The sequence below is a fragment of the Vibrio sp. 2130-1 genome (assembly GCF_033339515.1).
In genome coordinates this window covers 24825-47177 of record NZ_JAWOUT010000024.1, presented here as the reverse complement: position 1 = coordinate 47177, position 22353 = coordinate 24825, and the positions used below count along the sequence as shown (strand labels likewise).

Annotated in this window: 20 protein-coding genes and 4 pseudogenes; 6 read left to right on the top strand and 18 right to left on the bottom strand. The window is 43.2% G+C overall.

Going from position 1 to position 22353, the window contains the following annotated elements; translation table 11 throughout:
* The coding region (locus tag R7Q09_RS22675; RefSeq protein ID WP_318071235.1) for a hypothetical protein at positions 1–194 on the bottom strand (194 nt) is incomplete at its 3' end.
* A 982-nt stretch (positions 195–1176) separates the two neighbouring features.
* Between R7Q09_RS22675 and R7Q09_RS22670 the strand changes: the two genes are divergently transcribed.
* The 4 genes and pseudogenes from R7Q09_RS22670 (at position 1177) to R7Q09_RS22655 (ending at position 4426) form a co-directional block, all read left to right on the top strand.
* Positions 1177–2097, top strand: coding sequence for an IS5 family transposase (locus tag R7Q09_RS22670; protein WP_238814875.1), 921 nt, complete (start codon positions 1177–1179; stop codon positions 2095–2097).
* Between the two features lie 59 nt (positions 2098–2156).
* A pseudogene (locus tag R7Q09_RS22665) lies at positions 2157–2591 on the top strand (CNNM domain-containing protein); the annotation flags it as partial.
* Between the two features lie 24 nt (positions 2592–2615).
* Positions 2616–3365, top strand: a complete 750-nt coding sequence (locus R7Q09_RS22660; RefSeq protein ID WP_318071238.1) for a transporter associated domain-containing protein — start codon at positions 2616–2618, stop codon at positions 3363–3365.
* The gene (locus R7Q09_RS22655; protein ID WP_318071234.1) at positions 3365–4426 is read left to right on the top strand and encodes a CNNM domain-containing protein; all 1062 of its coding nucleotides are present in this window, start codon (positions 3365–3367) and stop codon (positions 4424–4426) included. Before R7Q09_RS22660 ends, R7Q09_RS22655 begins: the two co-directional genes overlap by 1 nt.
* Positions 4427–4901: 475 nt before the next feature.
* On the opposite strand, the gene R7Q09_RS28835 is transcribed toward R7Q09_RS22655, so the two are convergent.
* The 7 genes from R7Q09_RS28835 to R7Q09_RS22625 form a co-directional block, all read right to left on the bottom strand.
* On the bottom strand, positions 4902–5111 hold the full coding sequence (locus R7Q09_RS28835; RefSeq protein WP_411913112.1) for a class I SAM-dependent methyltransferase: 210 nt from the start codon (positions 5109–5111) through the stop codon (positions 4902–4904).
* 351 nt (positions 5112–5462) lie between these two features.
* Complete coding sequence (locus R7Q09_RS22650; protein WP_318071233.1) at positions 5463–7955, bottom strand: Ig-like domain-containing protein; 2493 nt, start codon at positions 7953–7955, stop codon at positions 5463–5465.
* Positions 7956–8115: 160 nt separating this feature from the next.
* A complete protein-coding gene (locus tag R7Q09_RS22645; protein ID WP_318071232.1) occupies positions 8116–9252 on the bottom strand; it encodes a cytochrome P450 in 1137 nt (378 codons plus the stop codon).
* Positions 9253–9800: 548 nt separating this feature from the next.
* Positions 9801–10598, bottom strand: a complete 798-nt coding sequence (locus R7Q09_RS22640) for a substrate-binding domain-containing protein (RefSeq protein WP_318071231.1) — start codon at positions 10596–10598, stop codon at positions 9801–9803.
* 76 nt (positions 10599–10674) lie between these two features.
* Positions 10675–10893: a hypothetical protein gene (locus tag R7Q09_RS22635; RefSeq protein ID WP_258478973.1), complete on the bottom strand. Its 219-nt coding sequence runs from the start codon at positions 10891–10893 to the stop codon at positions 10675–10677.
* Positions 10894–11597: 704 nt separating this feature from the next.
* Complete coding sequence (locus tag R7Q09_RS22630; RefSeq protein WP_318071230.1) at positions 11598–11822, bottom strand: hypothetical protein; 225 nt, start codon at positions 11820–11822, stop codon at positions 11598–11600.
* A gap of 301 nt (positions 11823–12123) precedes the next feature.
* Positions 12124–13092, bottom strand: coding sequence for a calcium/sodium antiporter (locus tag R7Q09_RS22625; protein WP_318071229.1), 969 nt, complete (start codon positions 13090–13092; stop codon positions 12124–12126).
* A 486-nt stretch (positions 13093–13578) separates the two neighbouring features.
* On the opposite strand from R7Q09_RS22625, the pseudogene R7Q09_RS22620 reads away from it, so the two are divergent.
* Positions 13579–13725 (top strand): annotated as a pseudogene (locus tag R7Q09_RS22620) (transposase); the annotation flags it as partial.
* Positions 13726–13795: 70 nt separating this feature from the next.
* On the opposite strand, the gene R7Q09_RS22615 reads toward R7Q09_RS22620, so the two are convergent.
* Positions 13796–14515: a class I SAM-dependent methyltransferase gene (locus R7Q09_RS22615; protein ID WP_273977925.1), complete on the bottom strand. Its 720-nt coding sequence runs from the start codon at positions 14513–14515 to the stop codon at positions 13796–13798.
* A gap of 315 nt (positions 14516–14830) precedes the next feature.
* Between R7Q09_RS22615 and R7Q09_RS28830 the strand changes: the two genes are divergently transcribed.
* The gene (locus R7Q09_RS28830) at positions 14831–14962 is read left to right on the top strand and encodes a hypothetical protein (protein WP_411913111.1); all 132 of its coding nucleotides are present in this window, start codon (positions 14831–14833) and stop codon (positions 14960–14962) included.
* Between the two features lie 139 nt (positions 14963–15101).
* Here the strand turns inward: R7Q09_RS28830 and R7Q09_RS22605 are convergent, their stop codons facing one another.
* The 9 genes and pseudogenes from R7Q09_RS22605 to R7Q09_RS22570 all read right to left on the bottom strand — a co-directional run bounded on the left by R7Q09_RS22605 (position 15102) and on the right by R7Q09_RS22570 (position 22341).
* On the bottom strand, positions 15102–15632 hold the full coding sequence (locus R7Q09_RS22605) for a hypothetical protein (RefSeq protein ID WP_318071228.1): 531 nt from the start codon (positions 15630–15632) through the stop codon (positions 15102–15104).
* A 1344-nt stretch (positions 15633–16976) separates the two neighbouring features.
* A complete protein-coding gene (locus R7Q09_RS22600) occupies positions 16977–17162 on the bottom strand; it encodes a hypothetical protein (protein WP_042763828.1) in 186 nt (61 codons plus the stop codon).
* A gap of 60 nt (positions 17163–17222) precedes the next feature.
* Positions 17223–17582 (bottom strand): YgiW/YdeI family stress tolerance OB fold protein, encoded by a 360-nt coding sequence (locus R7Q09_RS22595; RefSeq protein ID WP_042763827.1) that lies wholly within the window; start codon positions 17580–17582, stop codon positions 17223–17225.
* Between the two features lie 528 nt (positions 17583–18110).
* On the bottom strand, positions 18111–18626 hold the full coding sequence (locus tag R7Q09_RS22590; protein WP_318071227.1) for a protein disulfide oxidoreductase: 516 nt from the start codon (positions 18624–18626) through the stop codon (positions 18111–18113).
* A complete protein-coding gene (locus tag R7Q09_RS22585; RefSeq protein ID WP_318071225.1) occupies positions 18623–20734 on the bottom strand; it encodes a protein-disulfide reductase DsbD family protein in 2112 nt (703 codons plus the stop codon). Before R7Q09_RS22585 ends, R7Q09_RS22590 begins: the two co-directional genes overlap by 4 nt.
* Positions 20735–20799: 65 nt before the next feature.
* Positions 20800–21198: a hypothetical protein gene (locus R7Q09_RS22580; RefSeq protein WP_318071224.1), complete on the bottom strand. Its 399-nt coding sequence runs from the start codon at positions 21196–21198 to the stop codon at positions 20800–20802.
* 179 nt (positions 21199–21377) lie between these two features.
* Positions 21378–21526, bottom strand: a pseudogene (locus R7Q09_RS28825) (DNA-binding response regulator); the annotation flags it as partial.
* Positions 21527–21635: 109 nt separating this feature from the next.
* Positions 21636–21842: pseudogene (locus R7Q09_RS22575) on the bottom strand (DUF3379 family protein); the annotation flags it as partial.
* On the bottom strand, positions 21835–22341 hold the full coding sequence (locus R7Q09_RS22570) for a sigma-70 family RNA polymerase sigma factor (RefSeq protein ID WP_318071237.1): 507 nt from the start codon (positions 22339–22341) through the stop codon (positions 21835–21837). The pseudogene R7Q09_RS22575 and the gene R7Q09_RS22570, both read right to left, overlap by 8 nt.
* Between the last annotated feature and the right edge of the window lie 12 nt (positions 22342–22353).

The following is a 22353-nucleotide window of genomic DNA, read 5'->3' as shown; positions in this document are numbered from 1 at the left end:
GTCACATATTGGCTTAGATTCACTTCGTGATGTTCAGCCGAAGGCGTATACACTAAGTTGGCATCTTTTAAGCTTAAGCTAACGGGCTGTTCTGGAGGTGTCACCTCGCTTGAAGAACTCTGCTCTTCTCCTCCACAACCTGCCATAAGGCTGGCCAAGATCGCCACTCCAACATAATTGCGTTTGTATCTCATTTTAATATCTATCTCATGTTAGAAAATAACGGTCATTTTAATTTCAAGCAATACAGTCCGAATCGGATGATTCTTATTTTGAAACTGAATAGCAACATGGGTAATACGATGAGGCTTTATCTTTGGCAAAATCGTTATACCTATCGAACAGTTGAATTGAGGTACGGTATCTCAGCAACATTATAAATGTCTTTCTAACGATAAAGGTTTACCCCCACAAAGTGAGTTTACTCGATTGGTGTTGTAGTAGAGCACACGAAACCGTATATATGTAAAACTACACTAAAGGTTCATATTGATTAAACAATGGTTGTCATCTAAGCGCTCCTGCTTCAGATGAAAATTTATCCAAAATAAGCCACTTACAAATAAAATTGGTTAAAAATAAGAACATTCCTATTTCTAATCAATATTAAATACAATTATCATAATTTAAATTAATCTATTTTGTATAAATAACACATGAAATCAATGTCAAAGGTTAAAGCCATTAAAGTCAACCACAACTTTGCTTTTAATAGAAGGTGCGGCGCTCTTATTAGTAATAAGATATATAGAGTACTTTATGAACATCATCGATATGTTGTGGTAAAAAACGAAATAGGAAAACTTAATGCCATACTGAAGTATGATGAACGTATAACACTACTCCAGAACCATATGACGAAAAATGTTGATAGTAAAACTTTCTATGCTTTGTTGATACGTGAGGGAGCGATCTGGACTCATGTTTATGGAGCTTATACTGAGTCGATCGTGACAAAGGTGGTCAATAACAACTTTAGGCAAACCCCATCTTTAGTTGTATCTACTAATCAAGGTCAAGTTGGCATAGATAACATTATAAAAGAACTCAATAAAAACTAAACGCTCGATATATTAAGATTAAAAAGGCGTTGTTGGGCTTTGTTGCCGAAATCGAATGAACTAAATCAAAATCTTACGATCAGATCAGGGACATTCATTTACTGACTTTGATTTCATGCCGAAGCCTCGCTATAAAACCACCAACTGGCGCAAGTACAACAACTCCCTAGTCAACCGAGGTTCACTCACTTTCTGGATTGACGAAGAAGCAATAACAGAGTGGAAACAATCTAAACAGCATAGGCGTGGTAGACCGCGATTGTTTAGTGACTTAGCTATCACGACCGCTCTCATGGTGAAGCGCATCTTTTCCCTGCCCTTAAGGGCGCTACAAGGTTTTATAGACTCAATATTTAAATTAGCGAATGTCCCATTGGTTTGTCCTCACTATACCTGTATAAGCCGCCGAGCCAAGGATGTAGAAGTTAATTTCAAAGCCTCAACACGAGGCGCCATCCAACACCTAGCCATTGATGCAACGGGACTCAAGGTATACGGTGAGGGAGAATGGAAAGTGAAAAAGCATGGAACTGATGGCAAGCGTCGAGTCTGGCGTAAACTCCATCTTGCGGTTGATACAGAAACACATGAAATTATCGCTGCAGAGCTGACACTATCTGGTGTGACCGATGCAGAAGTACTCCCTAATCTACTAAAGCAAACACGCCGTACCATCAAGGAAATCTCAGGAGACGGTGCATACGATACAAGAGAGTGTCACAGAGCGATTAGGGTTAAGAAAGCGATACCTTTAATCCCTCCGCGTGAAGGTGCCGCTTTCTGGGAAAAAGGGCATCCACGTAATTTGGCAGTTGGCTGCCAAAAGCTCTATGGCTCAAACAAAAAGTGGAAACAGAAGTATGGTTACCATAAGCGCTCATTATCGGAGACTGCTATGTATCGGGTGAAACAGTTGTTAGGTGGGAAATTAAGCCTAAGAAATTACAACGCACAAGTTGGTGAGACTTACGCCATGATCAAAGCACTCAACAAGCTAACTGGGATAGGTATGCCCGAAACTCAGTATGTTGTTTAAAATACGAACTATTTAGCTAGCGTCGCTCTTTTGCTGAATTCGGCAACAAAGCCCTTGCTGTTACCAAAAGGACCAGCTTTATGCTATCCGGTGCTCAACTGGGTATAACCGTGACAGGACTAGTTCTGGGTTTTGTCGCCGAGCCATTAGTCGGCAAATCCCTAGGCGTACTACTACAAAGTTTTGGAATCTCTCTTGAGACTGGCATTGCTATCGGTACAGTAATCACTTTGTGCATAGCCATGGTTGTACAAATGATCATGGGAGAGCTATACCCGAAAAACCTCGCTATTGCGAATGCAGAACGCATGTCTCTGATGATGTCCAGATCGACCTTACTCTACATGTCTGTCTTCGGCTTCTTCATTAGCTTCTTCGATAAGTCCTCCAATCTACTTCTACGCGCTGTACGCATAGAGCCCGTACATGATCTTGACGTAAGTGCTTCTGAAGAAGATCTACACCACATCATCGCCAACTCTCGTGAAACCGGTGATATTCCCGTAGAACTCTCGCTGATGATGGACCGTATTCTAGACTTCCCAGATCGAGACGTAGAACATGCTATGGTGCCACGCTCTCAAGTGGATTGGGTAACACTTGAAACGACACTAACTGAGCTTGTATCGTTGATGGCCCAAGCTCATACCCGTTATCCAGTGGTTAACGACGATGATGCACCAGTAGGTGTGGTTCATCTACCTGACGTATTGGGCCGTATCGATGCGGGCTATGCTGATGACACTGTAGAGTCGGTGATGCGCCCTGCTACCGTGCTACCAACGCTGATGACACTGCCAGACGCTCTAGAGCAGTTGGAAAAATCAACCAATCACCTAGCCTGTGTAATTGATGAATATGGCGGCTTTGCCGGTGTATTGACCATCGAAGACCTCGCTATGGAGATTGTAGGAGACATCACCGACGAACACGATGCTGATATCGCTGAAGCGGTAGTACCTCAAACTGAAAATGTATGGTTGATGGACGGTGATGTTCATATTGACGAGGTGGAACGTGCAATTAATTATGAACTGCCAAAAGACGACGTGGAAACCATCGCAGGTATGTTAATTGCCGAACGTGGCGCGCTCCCGACTGAAGGCGAGACAGTGCACATTGCATTGCCTACTGCGCCGTCTGAATTCGCTTCTGGCGAGCTATTCAAGCGTCATCTTGAGGTGGAAGTGCTACGTATTGAGAGACACGTTCCAACCGAGGTGAGAGTCAAGCTTGTAGAGAATCCTATTGAAGAAGGTGAAAAATAATGACTGATCCGTTGATGGTTATCCTAGTAACCACAGCCCTCATCGTATTGAGTGGCTTCTTCGTTATAATCGAGTTTTCGTTGATGGGTGCACGTCGCCACCGCTTAGAGGAAATGGCCGTAGAAAGTGCTTCTGCACGTGCAGCTCTGCGTGGAATGAATAATCTAACGCTGATGCTAGCAGGAGCCCAATTGGGTATTACGTTCTGTACTTTTGCTTTGGGCGCTGTCACTAAGCCAGCAGTTGACTATTGGGTTGGGCCAGTCTTTGCTTCAATGGGTATACCAGAATGGGCGGTAGATGGTGCCTCTTTTGGTTTTGCACTGTTTTTTGTGACCTTCCTTCACCTGGTAGTCGGAGAAATGGCGCCCAAGTCTTGGTCAATAGCACACCCAGAAAAATCCGCGCTGGCAACTGCCCTTCTTGCACGCGCGTATGTGTGGCCTCTGCGTCCGTTGCTAAACTGGATCAACAATATCGCAAACCGACTAGTGAAAGCCTCAGGTGTAGAACCAGTAGAAAGTGCTGCCGTAGGTGGTCAGGACATCAATACCATTCGCCAGCTCGTAGAGCACTCAGGCAAAGTAGGCACGCTACAACCGAGTATCCAGAAACAGCTCTCCGGCCTGATTGACCTTAGTTCTATCAAAGCTCAAACGTTAGTGACAGAAGGCCAAGTGATGGCTCATGTCAACAAGCACGCAACAGTCGCAGACGTTCGCAAGGTTTCGATGGAATCCGGACATATGCGCATTTTGCTGTTCGGAAACCACGGTCTCAAACCGCTAGTCGTTCACGTACGTGATACGCTGCTGGAACCTGCTGACCGACCTGCACGTGAAGTCGCACGTAAAGCACACGTGCTTGAGGCTGACACACCAGTATACGAAGCGCTAGCACGCATGCGTGAAGCGAGTGTGCAGCTTGCGGTTGTGCGTAAAGGTGACGAGATGATTGGCATTGTTACCCTGGCAGACATCTTGATGCGTGTAATGCCTACCACCAACAAACATATTGCTTTGTCGCAAACGGAAAACGTAACGAAAGTCCAGCCAATTTAGAGTTACAAACAACATTGGCGAAAAAGCGTATAAGATCTATCCTTAACAATTACGTGATATCGAAGTCACTTACCTAAACCATGCTTTGGCTATAGATATCACGTATAGTTTGCCCAGAATTCAAGGTTAACAAAGGTGTTAAAACCAAACTACGAACTTGTTTGAAATCCTTGATCACACGGGCTAGAGCCAATGTATTGTTTAAGTTAGGAAAGCAAGGCTAATTCGCCAAGCTAAGACGCTATCCTTGAGCTCTCTTCTTGACTTAGTGGTGAACGCATAAACAATATTCCGGTTTAAACCGAATCTGTAAACTGAAACCAATCAACTCTCTACACAAATTAATAGACGTCATAACGCTGTTATTACATCACAAGTAACTGGGCTAGCCAATAAAATGTATGCTCTTACCGCTGGATAAGCTAGCTCATCTACAGAAACTAAATTAGGCACCCCATCTATATCTTCTGGCACTTCATGAAGATAAAGTTAGGATTGTTGGATAAGCGACAACCTTATGTTTCACACCTGCTAGTTCTGCTTTCCGAGCTACCAGCTGTATCATTTCTTCTGAATAATCAATACAAGTCACTTTTGCAGCGCCCTGAGCAAGAAGGTATTGAGCGTAAATCCCTGAACCACAGCCAAGCTCTACTACATTTAAGTTTCTTAATGCCGGTAACATTGACTGAGAGTGGAGCGCTCCAAGTTTTCGTTGTAAATATTATCTTGGACAGCTTCGTCATACTCAGTAGCAAACGTCGAGTACATGTCTGACTTCACAGTATATTTCCTTTTATTACTAGTGTTTCATTCAATAACGATACAAAAAGAAACGCTGTAACAGCCAGCATGAACAAAAATGAATTGCGTTAAGTGCGCTTCAGCTTCAATGGATGGAGCACAAGAAAACATCCCCTCTTTCAAGTCAATAATTTACTTTCTACTGTTCGTTAGTTTCAACCTATCTCCGCTCAATTTCTCAAAAACAAAAGGCCCCGAAGGGCCTAAAAAATAAAACTCTCAACTTCAAACCCTAATAATCTGAAACACATGAAGCATTAAATTCGGATAACCCGGGGCTATTGAAGTATGAGCCAGTTCCAAGGTTCACGATGAAGTATTCCGCACCATACCGCGTCTCCGACCAATATTGTTTATGGACCGGCCAGCCATAATTTGTCCACAGATTGCCACGCGCTTTATGTAAACCCCTCAGCTCATCTCTGCTCGGACGATGCCAATTACGGCGCCCTGCAAAACCCATATCCGCTAAATGCTGGCAATAACGCTGATGCTGCGTGCCGCCAAGACCATCTTGTCGAAACATGGCAAAGTACCCATTAGAATAACTATCACTGAGCAAAGAAGAGTACGTTCGGCCACTGTTGGAGGATAAATTTTGACGCATGTATCCGAGCGCCTCCATCACTATGTCCGATGGAGTACTGGTGAACCATTTACCGTTCGCTTCCGTCACTTTCAAACACTTGCCTCTGGCATTATACCGGTCCGTATCATTCACCCGGCCACCGCATATCCCAAAGGGCGCTTCAAAGGTTACGTTACTGCGCGCCGCCAATGGCACACCACTCTCATCAAACTCTGCCAGTATCCTTACCGTAACATTGAAATCGTTCGGCCTATCCTTCCAAGTCACTTTGGCGACTTGCTTACCGTTTGCATCGGTTCTTCCTTGCGGCCGCACATCCACCGACCTTGCATGCGTGTCAGCAGAGAAGTCGACTTCATACCCCACTAATGGGTTATCAAACGCATCCTCTAGCTTAGCCGTCACTTGGTTGGTGCCATTGTAAGGCTGATTATTGACCGTGGTGCTCAGGGTTAATTCCGCTGTATTCACATCGGCGATAAAGCTCACCTGCTCATCGACCTGGCTCCCGCCGTATTCTGCGGTCAGCGTGAGGGACTCCACCTTCATGTTAGTGAGTTCAAATCGGGCCACGCCATGCTCATCAGTGAGGACATCACTCGACACTAACTGCGCACTGCTGCCCTCACTTAATGACGCCGAGACGTTTTCACCTTTAACCAGCTCACCACCAAAGGTCACCTTAACCGCCACTTCGGCTTGGTCCTGACTGTTGGCCACCGCCTCCAAATCCGACTCGCTAGGCACAACCAGCAGGTAAGAAGACTGGACACACATCGGCTTCACCGCAGCCCCATTTAACGGCGACGACTCACCATTATCCATCGCTTGTTCATAGGTCCCGTTATTATCTACCGAAAACGCATATTGAACTGGCCATTGGTGTTCATCTCCTATATTGACATTGTTCGTTAACGCCTGCCATTGCTCCAAGGTAGGGACACTCGCCCCCCTTGACGCACAGTAAGCTTCAAACTGCGGTGGTGTCATTATCGCCATTTCTAGTGATGGGTAATCGCTGTCGGATTGACCTTGCTCATACACTATCCCCTGTGCATCAGCCTGCTTGGTGGTCAGAGGGGCAAGAAAGCGCATGCCATCGTAGATAATGTCACCCCACGGCATGTTACCGTCCACTTCAATCTGCATCCCACCCACGGTATAAGACCCTTTATGGTCGCTGACGGCAAACGTGACAATGTTCGGTCCAAAGGTTGTCGATGAGAAGGTAAAAGACTTATTGTAAATATCGTTAGGGTCACTCGGGGTGACATCAGCATGAAAGGATTGCAAATAGACGAGTTGATAGTCATCCCCGTCTGGACTGGTGACGTACGGTGAGATGTCAATGTCCACAGCCTCATCATAGGTGACCGAGGTCGGGTAAATAATGTCTTCTTCGACAATCAAGCCCTGATTCGCCTCAACGGACACGGCAATATCCACCTGTCCCAGGCGTGGGTTTTGCTCTGCGTCGGTAAAACTGAATAGAATGCGGTCTATCCCGGTAAAGTCACTTTCTGGGGTATAAGTCAGAGTCTGGTTGGCTACATCCACATCTACCGAGGCGTCGTGGTTATACGGCAGCGTCACCGCTTCTGATAATATCCAGTCGGAGACATCCAAACCGATGGCATCAAACTGCGCGTGTAAATCCACGCTGACCGGCGTGTTTTTTAAGGCCGCGAGGGTCAGGGGTGGCAACTGTGCATCGTCTGACGTCTCGGTCGTGGCCAGACGCACCAGTGCGGAGTTTGACGTATTGCTCAAGCTTTGGGAGAACACCGACTTGCCGTTGGCACTTTCGGCGAAATAACGATAGTCACACGCCTTTTTGGTGTCCCCTGCCACATAGAACTGGGTATCCGTCTGCCCCACCACCTGACAGGCTGCATCCGAAGACAGCGCCTCTACCCGTGTCAGCTTAAACGGGCTGTTATCTGACGTGGTCACGTAATGGCTTAAATTCACTTCGTGACGCTCTACCGAAGGCGAGTACGCCAAACTCGCATCTTTTAAGCTTAGGGTAACACCTGGCTCTGGTGTACTTTCCGGGGCCTTCCCTTGCTCTTCTCCCCCACAGGCAGCCAGAATAAACGGCAGTGCCATAAAAGAAGCATTACGTTTAATACTCATCTCCATTCCTACTTTTAAAATGTAAACAAGCAGAATTTTGAAGGCCACTGAAAGTATTCTAAATAAGATAGCTCTGATTTTTCATTTTGTTGCACTTAGAGCCAACGACTGACAGTTTGACTTTCAAGGTATCAGTAATTATTAAATAAGCTCATGCGCATTAGATGTTATTTTTTGTAGGTGATAGGTCAGTTTCGAGCAGCACTGTTTTTAGGGGGAGTGACTCTAATGTCCGAAGTATCAAGGAACGGTTTGACCAATTGGCCACTCCATCTGCTGATATAACTCCTCTTTCACATAACGCTATCGTCAGGCTCTCCGCTTGCGATTGCGCCAGCATTTGTCCTATACATCGATGCGTACCTACACCAAATCCCAGGTGACGCTGCGAATTTTTTCTATTAGGATTAAACTTCCACGCGTCTTTGAATACGGCTTCATCTCGATTGGCAGCCCCCAGACAAAGCAGAACATTATCTCCAACTTTAAATTCTCGCCCCATATAGTTTGCAGGAGCGATAACCTTTCTCCTCGTCATCTGTAACGGGGACTCAAAACGCATCACTTCATTAACCATATCGCTTACTTTCAAACGATTACTTCTAATGTCTTCTTGCAATTTAGGATGCTGTGTGAGTATGTATAGTAGATTACCCGTAAGCGCTTCACTGGTTTCACTCCCGCCTAGCAATATAGTTATACAATCCGTGCTAAATCGCTTCAAAAGCATATTTTCATCTCCGCCGTACCCTTTAAGCAGGCTTCGATAAAAAATAGAGTCGTAACCCTCTCTATGTGAACGTGCTAGCTGGTTAAAATCCTGTTCTAAACTTGAAATAGCATTTATCAGTCGCTGAAGACCAAATTTGTCAATAGAGCTGGGATCTAACATTAGCCTGATAGTATTTTGCTCTTGCTCCACGATTTGCTGTAGTTCGTGTGGTAGGTTTAACCATGTATAAAATAGCTTTTTCCAGAGAGGTGCAGCAAGATCCGTGATACCGTCAAATTGACAGGTGGTCATTGTTGCTGCAACTAGTGATTGTGACTCCTGATAGATCATGTCACTTAAGGCGGTCCAAGACTCTCCCGAAAAGGCTGCCTGAAGCGCTCTACGGTGCTGCTTATGACTATGACCATCTTCAAAGAGGATGATACCGTAAATAAAGTCCCTTAAAGACGGGTTTACATTGAAACCTAGTTTATCCATTTCGTCACGTAAATCATCAGGTATACCTGAAGACACTAGTGCATTGTCTTTTAAAGCTCGAGAGACGTCTTGGTAGCGGGTTAACACCCAGGTTTTTCCAATTCGTGTGGCACACTGGTGCTGGCGCATTTTTTATAAATAGTGTAAAGGTTTTCCTGAAAGTCAGGAGAAGAAGGATTAAAACGCGGTGCTTTGATGTTTGTCATATGTTACTACCCATCACAGGAATAATTGAAAATGAGTCTATTGGCATATGCACTCTATCTCAATTTGTTGAAGGATTTATAACATAGCTATCGGACATTGCTTCAGGTAATTGACTGCTTTTGATAACAAGCAGCAAATTGAAACAGGTCATAACTCGTCATCGTGAAATAAGCTTGTTTGATATGATTCTTTAGGCCCTTTGAACGGGTATTCAGCGCCCCATCAATTTCTCCCTAACTGTTTTTTTAAATACTTACCAGAAAGCAAGTTTCAGGCATCCCTTTACGATGCCTGTTTAAAGTTGAGCCACTTATCGGAATTTTTACCGAAGCAATTCAGCATCCAACATGGTGTTAGAGAACACACTTAACTGTTAATAAAAAGCAACAATAAAGTAATGAGTCGTGCTTTCATTGCGCAGCGCTCTGTTATCGAATCCAACCTTCACGAGTGAAGAAGGGTTCCGCTTCTTTACTGATGATAAAATCGACAAATGCCTGAGTCTGTGGATCAGCTCCTTTGGCTTGAGCCACGTTTAGATCTCGGTAGATTCGTCGTTCAGGTTCAATTTCGACATAACTCACTTTATCTGGGTGATTCAACGGCCAATGAATCCAAGTTATCCAAGCATCAGCATTTTTTTCTTCAAACGCTTTGAAACTTGCCCCGCTACCTTTGGAGTAAGCAATAATTTTACTACGGAAGTTCTTCACATCATCCAGTGAACCAGTTCGACCCGCAATATCTTCCCATACGCCAGTACCTGACGTGTTATATACACCAAGCCCTTCTGTAACCACAATACGAACAGGGTTCGTAAGTAAGTCTTCTACCCCCGAAATGTTGTTTGGGTTTCCTTTAGGGACTACAATAACAGCTCGGCGAAGATATATAGGCTTAACATCGTCACTAGAAATAAACGGATAGGTTTCGACGAAGGCACTCATTGATTGCTCTGAAGACCCAAATATCAAGTCCGCATTTTTTTGAGCGTCTCTCGTCCATTTAGACTCAGGCCCTGCTACAACATTAACTTTGATACCACTTTTCTGACTAAAAGCTTCGGCCGCTTGACGTAACGATGTATCAGGCCCTCCAGGACCATAAACGTTAATAACGCCGTCACGAGGTTGATGTTGAATACTAGGATTAATCAGTGGTGACGCCGTCACTATCGAGCTAGTCACCAAGGCAGATAATCCGCCAATAATAAAGTAGTGTTTCATATATCTTCCTTAATCAATGTTTGCTTTCCTATTCTGAGACGATGACCTGTCCCATTCCGATGTACGTAATTCCAGCCTAAAAACGATAACTGTGTTTGATCTCGATCGTTGAGCCAATAAGCGCTTTCATAAAGCTTTTTATATGATTGCCAGTAAATGGCTTTTCCAACCAAGGTAGGTTAAGAGCCGATACAAACTCTCGGTCGTTACCCATTAATGCGATTTGTCGACTTGCTTGTATCACTTTCCCGGAGCCAATTTTCTCGCAAAAGTCATAGATGTCAGACTCTTTCATGAGCCTACTGTCGGTATCAATCAAAATAATGTCTGGATTAACACCCTGCCAAATCTGCTTAACTTGATATTGTCGATGGAGTTTATACGCTTGCTTGTGAGTACAAGTTAATACCTTAGGTTGCTTGTAAAGAGAATAAATAACATTTTTAAGAGCAGTGTAGACTAGTGGAAATTCACTAATGATAAGAACATTCACTTTTATAAATCTCTGTCTGTTTAAATCTAATCGCAGGAGGTCGCTCTGCGACATTATTCTATTGAAGCTATAGCAAGCTTGGTTTTCTACATTGAGTGCTATATACCCAACAAGTTATAAACCTTGATATCATTCATCATATTAGGGAGGGTTATAGGAGTATGGGATAGGATTAGTCCTGTTTTTTCGAAAAAATAAAACACCACGTATTTGAGATAAAAAAAGAGGGTTGTAAAACCACCCTTTTCAATTACAGCCTTGGGGCACTGGCCCTAGAAACACTTTCATCACAATATGAGAATTAACTCTGACGACAGCCCAGATAGCACGAGTCACCATTACACAGCTCTTGCTGCTAACTACGAAAGGTTTGATTTTATCAAGGATAGGTTTCCGCGGTGTCTTGAAGGGAGCTGGGCACTTTGATGTAGTGACAGTAATGGCTCTTCATTATCATTCGGACCAATGTCAGTCGCTTAGATTAGTGAATATTCATACAGCATATCCTACTGTTCGTCAGGGCATTTGTTGGGCGTCAGAACAAAATCCATCGAGCATGTGGACTGCACAGCGTTGTCAATCAATGCTGCCGAGGTTCCTATAATGGCTGACACAACGATACCACCGACTGTAATGGTTCCTTTTTCTCCAAAGACCGGCGCCGCGGTAATCACCCCCGCAACGCTCGTTGTTCCTGCAATGGCTTTGCCAACCGTTTGATACCAAGACATAAAAACTCCTTTATCATTGAGCATAAAAAAGGGTTGCCTACGGCAACCCTTTTTTTTGAAATCACACGATTTAAAAGCGGCTCATTCTTTTAATAGAGAGCCCGTGTACCCAATGATATATATTCATAATTAGCTCAAATCAAAGTAAAGCTTTGTCATATTAAAAATCAAAAAAGCGGTAACAACAAAGTAAACTACAAGTTACGCCCCCCTGCTTTTGACCTTACATTCGATACGCTCCTTTTACAGGTAGGTATTTGCGTCCTTGTAACTAAGTAAGTACACCGCTCAATGTTGAGTATTACAGTACTCCATAGATGAGATAGCCGTTGTATCCCAAATAACAGACCAACAGCACAGCACCTTCTATCCGAGAGAGCGTCTGCGATTTGTCAAAGCGGGCAGCAGTTAATAGCAATAACCCTGTTACAAAAAGCATTGAAGTCCAGTCACGCCAGAAGACTTCAGCGCCAATGTTGACTATAGGCTCAATGGTGCCAGCAATACCGATGACAGCTAAAGAGTTAAACATATTTGAGCCGACAACATTACCCACAGCGATGTCATGTTCCCCTTTACGAGCCGCCACAATGGATGCCGCTAATTCTGGTAACGATGTTCCTAAAGCCACAATAGTTAGACCAATCAATAAATCGCTGACACCGAGTTGTTGTGCGATTTCTACTGCTCCCCACACCAAGATACGCGAACTGATTATCAGTAACACTAGCCCTGAAATAAGCCAGAAAATGGATGACTTTAATGACATGTTTTGGCGAGACAGTTCGTCGCCCACCTCTTTTTCTAAATTGTCTCCCTTTGTGCGCAATGCTCTCCAGATTGACCAGCCAATCAAAAGCATGAACCCACCAATCAGCGCCCACGCTTCTAACATGCTGATATGTTGATTCCACAACATTGCGCCAATGACAAGCGTGACGAGAAGAAGAATAGGAAGCTCTTTACGGATGATGCTTGAATGCACAGCAATCGGAGCAATGATCGCTGTTACACCAAGTATCAAAGTTATATTGACAATGTTTGAACCAACTGCATTTCCGAGCGCGAGAGCAGAGTTACCCTCTATGGCAGCCATCGCCGAAACCACCATTTCAGGTGCAGATGTACCAAATCCGACGACGAGCATACCAATCAATAGAGGTGGCATTCCTGCGTAGTTCGCACTAGCGGCTGCACCTTCAACAAATTTATCTGCACTCCAGACAAGCAGTGCAAAGCCAGCGATAATTGCGAGTGTCGCTAAGAGCATGTTTTATCCCTATTAAAAATAGTAAAAGTATAGAATAACGGCTAGAGCCAATTGTTAGATGATATTGTGCATAACACTAAAAGTTGATTTACCAAATGATCATGTCCAACGGCCGTAAAGTGAACTTGTCTAGATCAATACCGACAGTTTCGATTGTCTGGATGATAGTACATACGGAAGTTCAATGACATGGCTAGTTCTTAATGATAGAAACGACTTGAACTACCTCCCCCTTAAGGAATGTAGATTGCTATTGTCACGCGACATTCGCGCTCTACTATTAAAAATAGAGTCGGCTTACATTATCTCTTATAGGTATCTAACATGTTAGTAGTCCCTGCCACCATAAAGACTTATGCTGGTAATAGCCCCTAAATATGGATATCTATTGTTAGCAGCATTCAAATCACGCTCATTTATAGAACCACGATCGAATCGCCATTCTCGGATAGCTAGCAACCATACCAATTTGCCTGTCTTGGATTTGAGCACCCTCAAAAGGTGCAGCTATCGACATTAATCAACTCATTGAAAGATGCGCTATGGAGTCCGAGTTACTTTGCAGGTTCTTGCGGTGGTGCAAGTCTTGAATTACAAACCAAATATATAGAGAGCCAGAGTCGCCCTACCTAATTTTCTACTTTGCAGCAATGGCTGGCATCCCCGTGATGAATGACGGGGGTTTTACGACTAAATGATAAACCTATGTGAAAGAATAACCTGTTTGCTTTAACACACAAAGATAAAGACCTTTATGATCGACAAGCTCAACAACGGTTAATGGTGTGCCACTTATTAGGTCATTCACTTGTTGAACATTAGTAGGTAACGTGTTGGGCACAATCAGACTGTTACTCCGGTGTAACTCCTGAACAAAGGCCGAACCGAGCGGGTGACTAAGCACAACTATGCCATTGTCATTCAACATCGCTGACATTACTCTTAATGCGGCCTGTTGATTAAGTAAGTTACCAAAACACGCATTACAGTATATTACATCATACCCTATCGGATTGATGAAAAGTGTCACATCACTTTGATAAGTCTCAATGTCAGGATATCGCGACTTTGCAATAGCTAACTGATTAGCAGATACGTCGAGCGCATGTACCCTAACATTCATGAATGACTCATTAATATATTTAATAAGAACACCTGTGCCCGTCCCTACGTCTAAGATGTTGTGTGTTTCGCATTGATGTTTACTCAGATACTTCTTAGCACTCTGCACAATCGTTTGTAACCTGGATGCTGTAAAATCCGGTCTAGACTTTTTTGATGCATACCACTGCGACTCTCGGTCAAAGAATGATTTTTGAATTGCCATAAAATCGTCGTTTGATAATTCACCACCTAGATATCGAGTGTCAAATGACGCATGTGTCTTCAATATATTATCTATATGTTCTTTCTCTTTATTCATTTTGGTGTCTCAATATGCCTGTTCAAGGTTAGGAGATAATAGATGGGAACCATCAACACCAAAAATGAGGAGCTTTACACTCTCAAATCACCGAAGATATTCTTCCCACCTAAAACGGACTAGATTAAAAGGAAAGTAAAATTGAGTAGACATTGTTATAAGTAAGCATGAAAACATATAGGAATAGTCTGAAAGCCATACCATTCGGTAGTTAGTTGAGGGAATGGATAGTTAAAGCACCTACTGAAGCATGAGTGATATTTATTAAAACGTCACTCAACAAAGACTCTCCTTTATCGGTCAAGAGCTATATTGTTGCAAGCATTTAGAAAAGTGGAAGGCTTTGTTGCAGAAATCGAATGGACTAAATCAGAATCTTACGATCAGAGACGCGTATTCACTGATTTTGATTTGATGCCAAAGCCTCACTACAAAACCACTAACTAGCGCAAGTAAATAACTCCTTAGTCCACCGAGGTTCATTCACGTTTTGGATTGACAAAGAGGCGATAACTGAGTGTAAACAACCTAAACAGTACTCCCTGTTCATTCGGTTATGTAATGCAAACCTATCAACATATATAGGCTATTGGACCATACTGTTACCTATGCTATAAACTTTAGCAGCTGATTCAATGCTTCTTAGGCACAACGATACTTGATCTCCTAGGCTTTGAGGAGAAAGATAACGTACAGTCACTTGCTGATCAGGGTGCAGTATTTTCAGCTCATTAGGTATGTTTTTTCCAAAACCAAATTTAAAAGTTAGTAAGTTTGGGTCACCGTTATATTCGTGCTTTGCATAAGTATGGTTTGCAGGGAAAGTGCTACTTCCTGAAACAAAACTTGGGACATTTTCTAATGCTAAATTTTGAGGACAGTTATACTCGTAGTCCATAGGAATCTCTAATATTAATGAATCCAAAAGATGCGATGTGTGGGTTTGGTTAACTATTGTAAAGTTGTAGGGAATTCCCAAGTCATTGGTAACAGGAACATTGTAAGGAACTTCGGCGGTTGCGGTCACAACAAACCCTTCGAGCGACTCTGCTTGAGATGTACTTGTTAAACCTAAAACGGCTAAAATTAATACCAGATCACTCATTTTCTTCATCATTTGTAACTCCTAATTTTGGAAAAAATATTTTCACTTAAAGAATAGTGTTTTTATTTAAACATTTAATACCTAAACTAATTTTATATTAAATAAATCTCAAATTTATGTTACCAATCCAATAATTTACAACCAGACATGGAAATAAGAATAATCTTATTTAATCATTATTAATGAGGTAATACCTTACGTGATAATCACTAAGTAAAAATCACAGCAAGTTAGTTTCTTGTATATTAAAGGTGGTTTAATCAATTAATAAGGTGTTGTTACGACTATATGACTGAGACTAATAGCTCTACATTTTGATTAGCCCATGTTCACCTGCTAGGTGTAGGCATGAAACCCAACTTTTAATTAAAAATGTCAAACGTTGGGTAGTTGGGAATCAGACTTAAATGCTTTGTCAGTTTTTACCTTTAACAGCTGTTATGGTTATCATCATGGGCCTTCGCAACTTGTCTGCCAACCCATCTTGTCCACTATTTCCTCCGATGGTTTTGGTTCTAGTACCGAGCGAATTTCAAACCCCTCAGATATCAAGGTAGATATATAAGTTTCTATTGTACGCTGGTAGTTAATAACGTCGCTGCCTAAAAATTTAGTTTTACTTTCCTCTTCAAGAAAGTAGTTATCCAAAGGCCAAACACTATACGCCACACGAGCTGTCATTGAGTAGACTGGCCGGAGTCATATAAGCTCTGGTGAACAGTTTCAAAACGGTACGCAATTACCTGCTTAGTGTGGAGGGTTCCTAAACAAGATTGCACAAGCGACAAACTGACCTCGGGGTATTGTCAAAGAATAGCAGCCGTGACTTGATAACCTTGCTTACTCTCAGATCGTACGTAGTTATACTATGTAGAGCAAGTGGCATGGACTGCTTGGCTCAAAGTCCTGGTTGAACAACATGGGAAAGTAGAAACTATAATGGCTTTAGCAAAGCAGCACGGTCGAGTGGTTTGTCGAGTTTTATCAACAGACAGTGAATACAATATCAATCGTGACTTTAAGTCGATGTAATTAATATTTTGAATAGATAACATTAAGCGACTTACACTATGGTGCGGATCAATTATCGACCAGAAGGGCTTCAGATATATGTTAGCGACCGTACCATTCGATTAGCAATTTCATCCTGAGGGGCGGCCATATATGTTGCTTAATTTAGCCTAAAAAGAAAACCGAACCTATTTAGCATGCTTTTTAATCAACACGACAAGTCTGAACCATACAACTTCTGACATGTCACATCAAAATTTCGCTGCCCAAGGACTTAGGACTGGCACCACCTAACCAAACTCCTCCCAATGGGAGGAGTCTTTTTATACAAAAGCATCGGAAAAATTAGTTCGTCTTCTCTAGCTTTTCTTTATCGATGTGTGCTTCATCAATGTCTGCGTATTTCTCGATAAACTTGATCTTTGACTCAGCTTTTAAAAAGCTTGAAGTCGCGATTTTTTCGGCAATAGTTAAACGGCTCTCGATGTCTTCCGCCTTTAGTTTATCGCTGACTTTGTTGAAAAGTGACATAGGTTTTCCTTTATTATCATTAACGTGAGAGGGAATGTCTGGGATTCGACCCGACGGGTATTAGCCAGCCGCTTGAATACGGCTCACTTCAACTTTGACTTCTGACCAATCTTTTTCGACTTCACCCACAATCGTCACTTTATCTTTAGGCGTAACAGTAAGGCCCATCCATTGATCGTCATCAAGTTCGATCACAATATTATGCGTGCCATCACTGAACAGATACTCTTCCTCCCCCACAATGTGAGTAATGTTACCCGTCAATTGCACCATAGATTCATCACGCGCTTCCAATGCTTGAGCCACTGTAGTGCTGGCTTGTGCCATTGGACCGTTGAAGCCACCTGAAAAGTTTTGAGGGTTAGCCATAGCCAAGCCAGAAACAAGAAGTAGAGCTGAAGTCATAAGTGTTTTTTTCATTATTGTCATCCCGATAGGTAATAAGTAAGTACAGGGTGACTATGACAAGGTTTGATTGAATGAAAGGTGAACTCGGCAGTCATTTTCCATTCATAAAGCCGATAGAAGGTCATTAATCTACGACAGGGGCATGCTTAAAATTATATATTGCCTACTTATCCTTATAAAAAGCCATGTTACTGTCATTATTATTCTGATGCAGGCCCCTGCTTACTAGGTTCGCTCAGGCAAGAAGCCATTGCAGGCGATAGCCTGCTTACCGCCACGCCCTAGTACTGAATAATTATTTACTGAGGTTCAGATTCCCAACAAGCTTACACCGTAACCTGTCACCTCATTCATAGACCAAAAATGTGAATTAATTCTTACAAGGGTATCACTCATCTCTCTCAACTCCACAATAACTCCCCTAGCGCAAACTTTGTTGGATTCTCTACTAACCGACCTAAGTTCTGGTTCCAGCTGGAGCCAAAAAATAAAAAGAAAAAATCCGATATTCAGTATTTTGAATATCGGATTTTTATTTCGTTATCGAGCTAACCAAATTCTCGCTAATATTCCTATCGGCGTAGTAACACCAGTTGTGACAGAGGAAACTTCGCCATCTCTTAAGATATAAATGGTTGGTGTAACACTAATTTCCCATTCTTGCATCACTTCGCCTTTAGGATCGTTTATATTGTCAAAACGATAGTCTTTTGCCTGCATAAATTGCGTCACCCGCTCTTGAGGGCCAGAAGCACCTGACACGCCAACAACTGAGTAATGTTGACTCAGCCAACTCATGCTCGGGCTAACAAATTTACAAACCGGACACCAAGTCGCCCAAAAGTAAACAACGACAGGTTCTTCATGACTTTTCGCGACTACATCTACATATTCTCCATCACCCATGATTGCACTCAGTGGCGGTGCCTGCTCGCTCGGCATATCTTGTGCTCGATACCAGTCCATCGCGAGAGAAATCACTGTCACAATTAGAACCACTTGTAGTATCTGACCAAGCCAATACTTCAGAGATTTTCGCTTTTTAACAGTATTCATTGAGTGGCGCCTCCACTCGCCTTCTCAATCGCTTCTGTCACAACACTATCTGTTAGTATAACTGGCAAAGGGATCCCCTCTGGCGCCGCCGGGCCATAAACGATATTAAACGGCACACCGTAGCGTCCATGAGCTCGTAAAAAGTCAGTTACCGAGGCGTCTGGATGCGTCCAGTCACCTTGTAATGGTGTGACATTCGGACTTTGAAGCAAAGAATAAACCGGATCTTGCCATAGAACGCCGATCTTGTTCGCTTTACACGTGACACACCAATCCGCAGTCACATCCACAAACACTACTTGTCCATTGTTGACGTGCTCTTCAATCGCTGAATTAGAAAGCTTTTGCCAAGCCAGATCATCCGGAAGTGGCGTTGCCCATTGGTCAGCAGTGACACTGCCAAGTAGTAAGCCTCCAGCTATCAACACTAACGATGCGGTCCCCGATACAGCAAGTGCTTTCACACCATACACACGTTTAACTCTTGCCATCATGACGACAAAAGCAACCACAGCGATGAGTGCAATCCATAACATCGGTACATGATTTGCCATTAATGAAAGTAGCCAAACGCTGGTTACCAGCATCATTATGCCAAACACGATCTTAACGACATTCATCCATGGACCGGGCTTAGGTAGTTTCAGCGCGATACTTGGAAACACAGCGACTAAGAGCCAAGGCAGTGCCATACCCAATGCTAATGCTGTAAAGGTTGCAAATAACGTTAATACGTCCGCGCCCAAAGCAAAAGCAACGGCAGTACCTAAAAACGGTGCGGAACAAGGTGTCGCAAGCAAAGTGGCGAACATACCTTGAACGTAATGACCCACTAGAGAGTTATCACCTTTCGATGCGAGCCATGTATTAGTACCCGATGACAGACGGATTTCAAATAACCCCAACATATTGGCGCCGAACAAAGCAGTGACTAGTACCATCAATCCTAGGAACCAAGGGCTTTGGAACTGTACGCCCCAACCGATCGCGTTACCCGTAAGCTTCAACACCAAAATGAATCCAGCTATCAGCCAGAACGAAGTGAGAATCCCCAGAGAAGAAGCGATAAACTGGGTACGAATTTGACGGCGCTCTACACCATGCGCAGCCACAATACTGCTGAGCTTCATCCCCAATACAGGCAGCACACACGGCATGATGTTCAAAATCAAACCGCCTAACAATGCAAATAAGAAAATACTCGCTAACGAGGTAGTTGGTAGTGACGATGCAATTGTTCCTACTTGCGCTTGTGTTACCTCTTCGACCAGCAAGTTATCATCTTTGATAGAAACATATAACGATTGTTCATTAAGCTCTACCTCACCCAGCCAGGTATCAACCGAGTAATTTGCTGTGACGACATCCCCTTCTTGCTGAAGTTCATCCAACTTGAAGCTGTAGTCACGAGTCTCATCACCAACACCGTCCACCAACACTTGAGGGTTTTGCCAACCTTGCGTGTTCTTTATTTTGATTTGTAGTTTGGATTGCGTCGCATCCCAATTTGTTTGCGTGACCTCAACAAAAGGCGAAGATTGGGGAACATCGCTCACCGCTTGGGCATAACTGAACATCACGTCTTCGTCCACTTTCAGCTCAGAGGGTAAGAACGTCAATTGAATTTGGTAGTCCGTCAGCACACAAATCGTCGTACAGGAAGAAAGCGTGAGCACTGCATCAATCGTGACGGGTTTCGACATATCGTCGATATGCAGCGTCATTGGGAACAAAGTGTCGCCTTTGTAACCGAGAGTCTCAATGCCCAATAACTCGAACTTTTGCGGATATGGCCATTGCCAATCAACCTTGCTCAGGTTTTGCGAGTTTTGCCAATCTATCGATGGCGCGACACCACCCTCGCCCGGCGATCGCCAGTAAGTTTTCCAGTCTCCGGTTAACTTGACATCCAAATAACCTGTAAGTGTTTTGGCTTGCGGATCTTGTTGACCCGTTAGTACAAAGCGCGTTTGCACTGGAGGATGTTCCGGATTGGTCATCCAACCGGTATCGGTAGTTTGTGCTGAAATATTCAGAGAGAACAGGCTCAAAGCCAGCGCCATGAAGAACATAGACGCGAACTGAGTCAGTTTGGTAATTTGATTCATAGTAATTCCTAATGATAAAAACAAATGTGCTAAATCGCTGACGTTATTGGTCAGAAAGCACGTTTTTATTCTTGGAATACACAGAAAGTCAGATGGACTCGATACTTACGACCTATCGGCTCCGTCCAATGTGTTGCGCGAATATAAGAGCAGCACATCCAAATAGCCGATGCTAAAAGGCCGACAAACAGAACAACAATAAATGCATCGAGTTGATGTTGAGAAAATTGAATTAACTTTTCAGACAATTCGCATTTGCTGGTTTCTTTAGCATCAATCGACTTGACGCTCGAACCCTCATCAGTAAGTGAAACCGCAGGCGATACCGTCTCGTATTCTATCGAGCACGACAATGCAAAACCTGAATTTTGCATCAGACACACGACAACCACCCAGCCAATAACAGCTAGTAGCCATTTCGCTCGTTTATGTGGTGTGTGATGTCGTTTAGTCAATAAACTCATAAGAATTCAGATAAAGTAGGAACGAAGAAGATAATACGCGAGTCGTCATAAAGCTCAAGTTACATTTGCCAAATAGCCTTAAGAAATTTCATTCACTAGGCTCTAATCTTGCGTACCATATTATACGACAGCTCGGGCGACGGTTGTCGCTAAGAGCTTTTTCAATAGATTGGCGCGGTGTATTTCAACCGTGCATATTGCAATGCATCGACCACCATTGGGACATCGCTATACCCGGTTAGATAAAAATAACGGTCAAGGAACTATTGACTTGATTTAGAATTTGATGGACTTGCTGAGTGCGAAGATGAGGTAATCGGCTCTCAAGAGTGCGCCATTGACTGAGAAACTCATCACCATGCATTTCCATCACATCACGACAAATGGCTAAAGCTGCCCTAGCCCCTATTCTTTGCTACTCATGAACGTTCGAGTCAAGCTCTAAAGGTTTGGCTAAATAAAAGCTTATTAGTAAGATCCTTTGGCACATCCACATTCATGGCTTGCTTAATTTTCGCGTCGAGATACAAAACGTCATCGATATATTTAGTGTTAGCATCACTAGCGGCCAAAGCTTGCAGAATCTCGTCATACTTCAGTTTTGGGTCCAACAAAATACAACGACGAAGTTCTAAATCATCCATTTTTATACCCTATTTTAGTATCTTGAGAATCCAGTATCTCTTTAAATTGATTACGAGCTCGGAAGAGTCGAGTCATGACAGTGTTTTTATTTAAATCAAGAATATCGCCAATTTCTTCTCCACTAAAACCTCCCACAACCTGAAGAAATAGAGGCTCGCGATATTCCACATCCAACTTCATGATCTGTGCTTGAATCCATTCTTGTTGACGCCGAGGTTCATCACTGACTTTAACATCATTGCCAAACTCCTCGATATCAACTAAATCAAGTTGTTTACGTTCGAAGCGACGCGCGTTTTCTCGCCTTACTATCGTATTAAGCCAAGATTTCGCTGCTTTTTCATCTTGCAGACTATCGAGTGATTTCCATGCACGTAAGCAGGTCTCTTGCACTAAATCTTCTGCGATTGATTTGTCCCTAGACAACCAGTATGCATAGCGGTACAAATCGCGGTGATAGCCTCGGACAAGTGCTTCATATTTTCTTTGTTTGTCCATACCAGAGTCGAC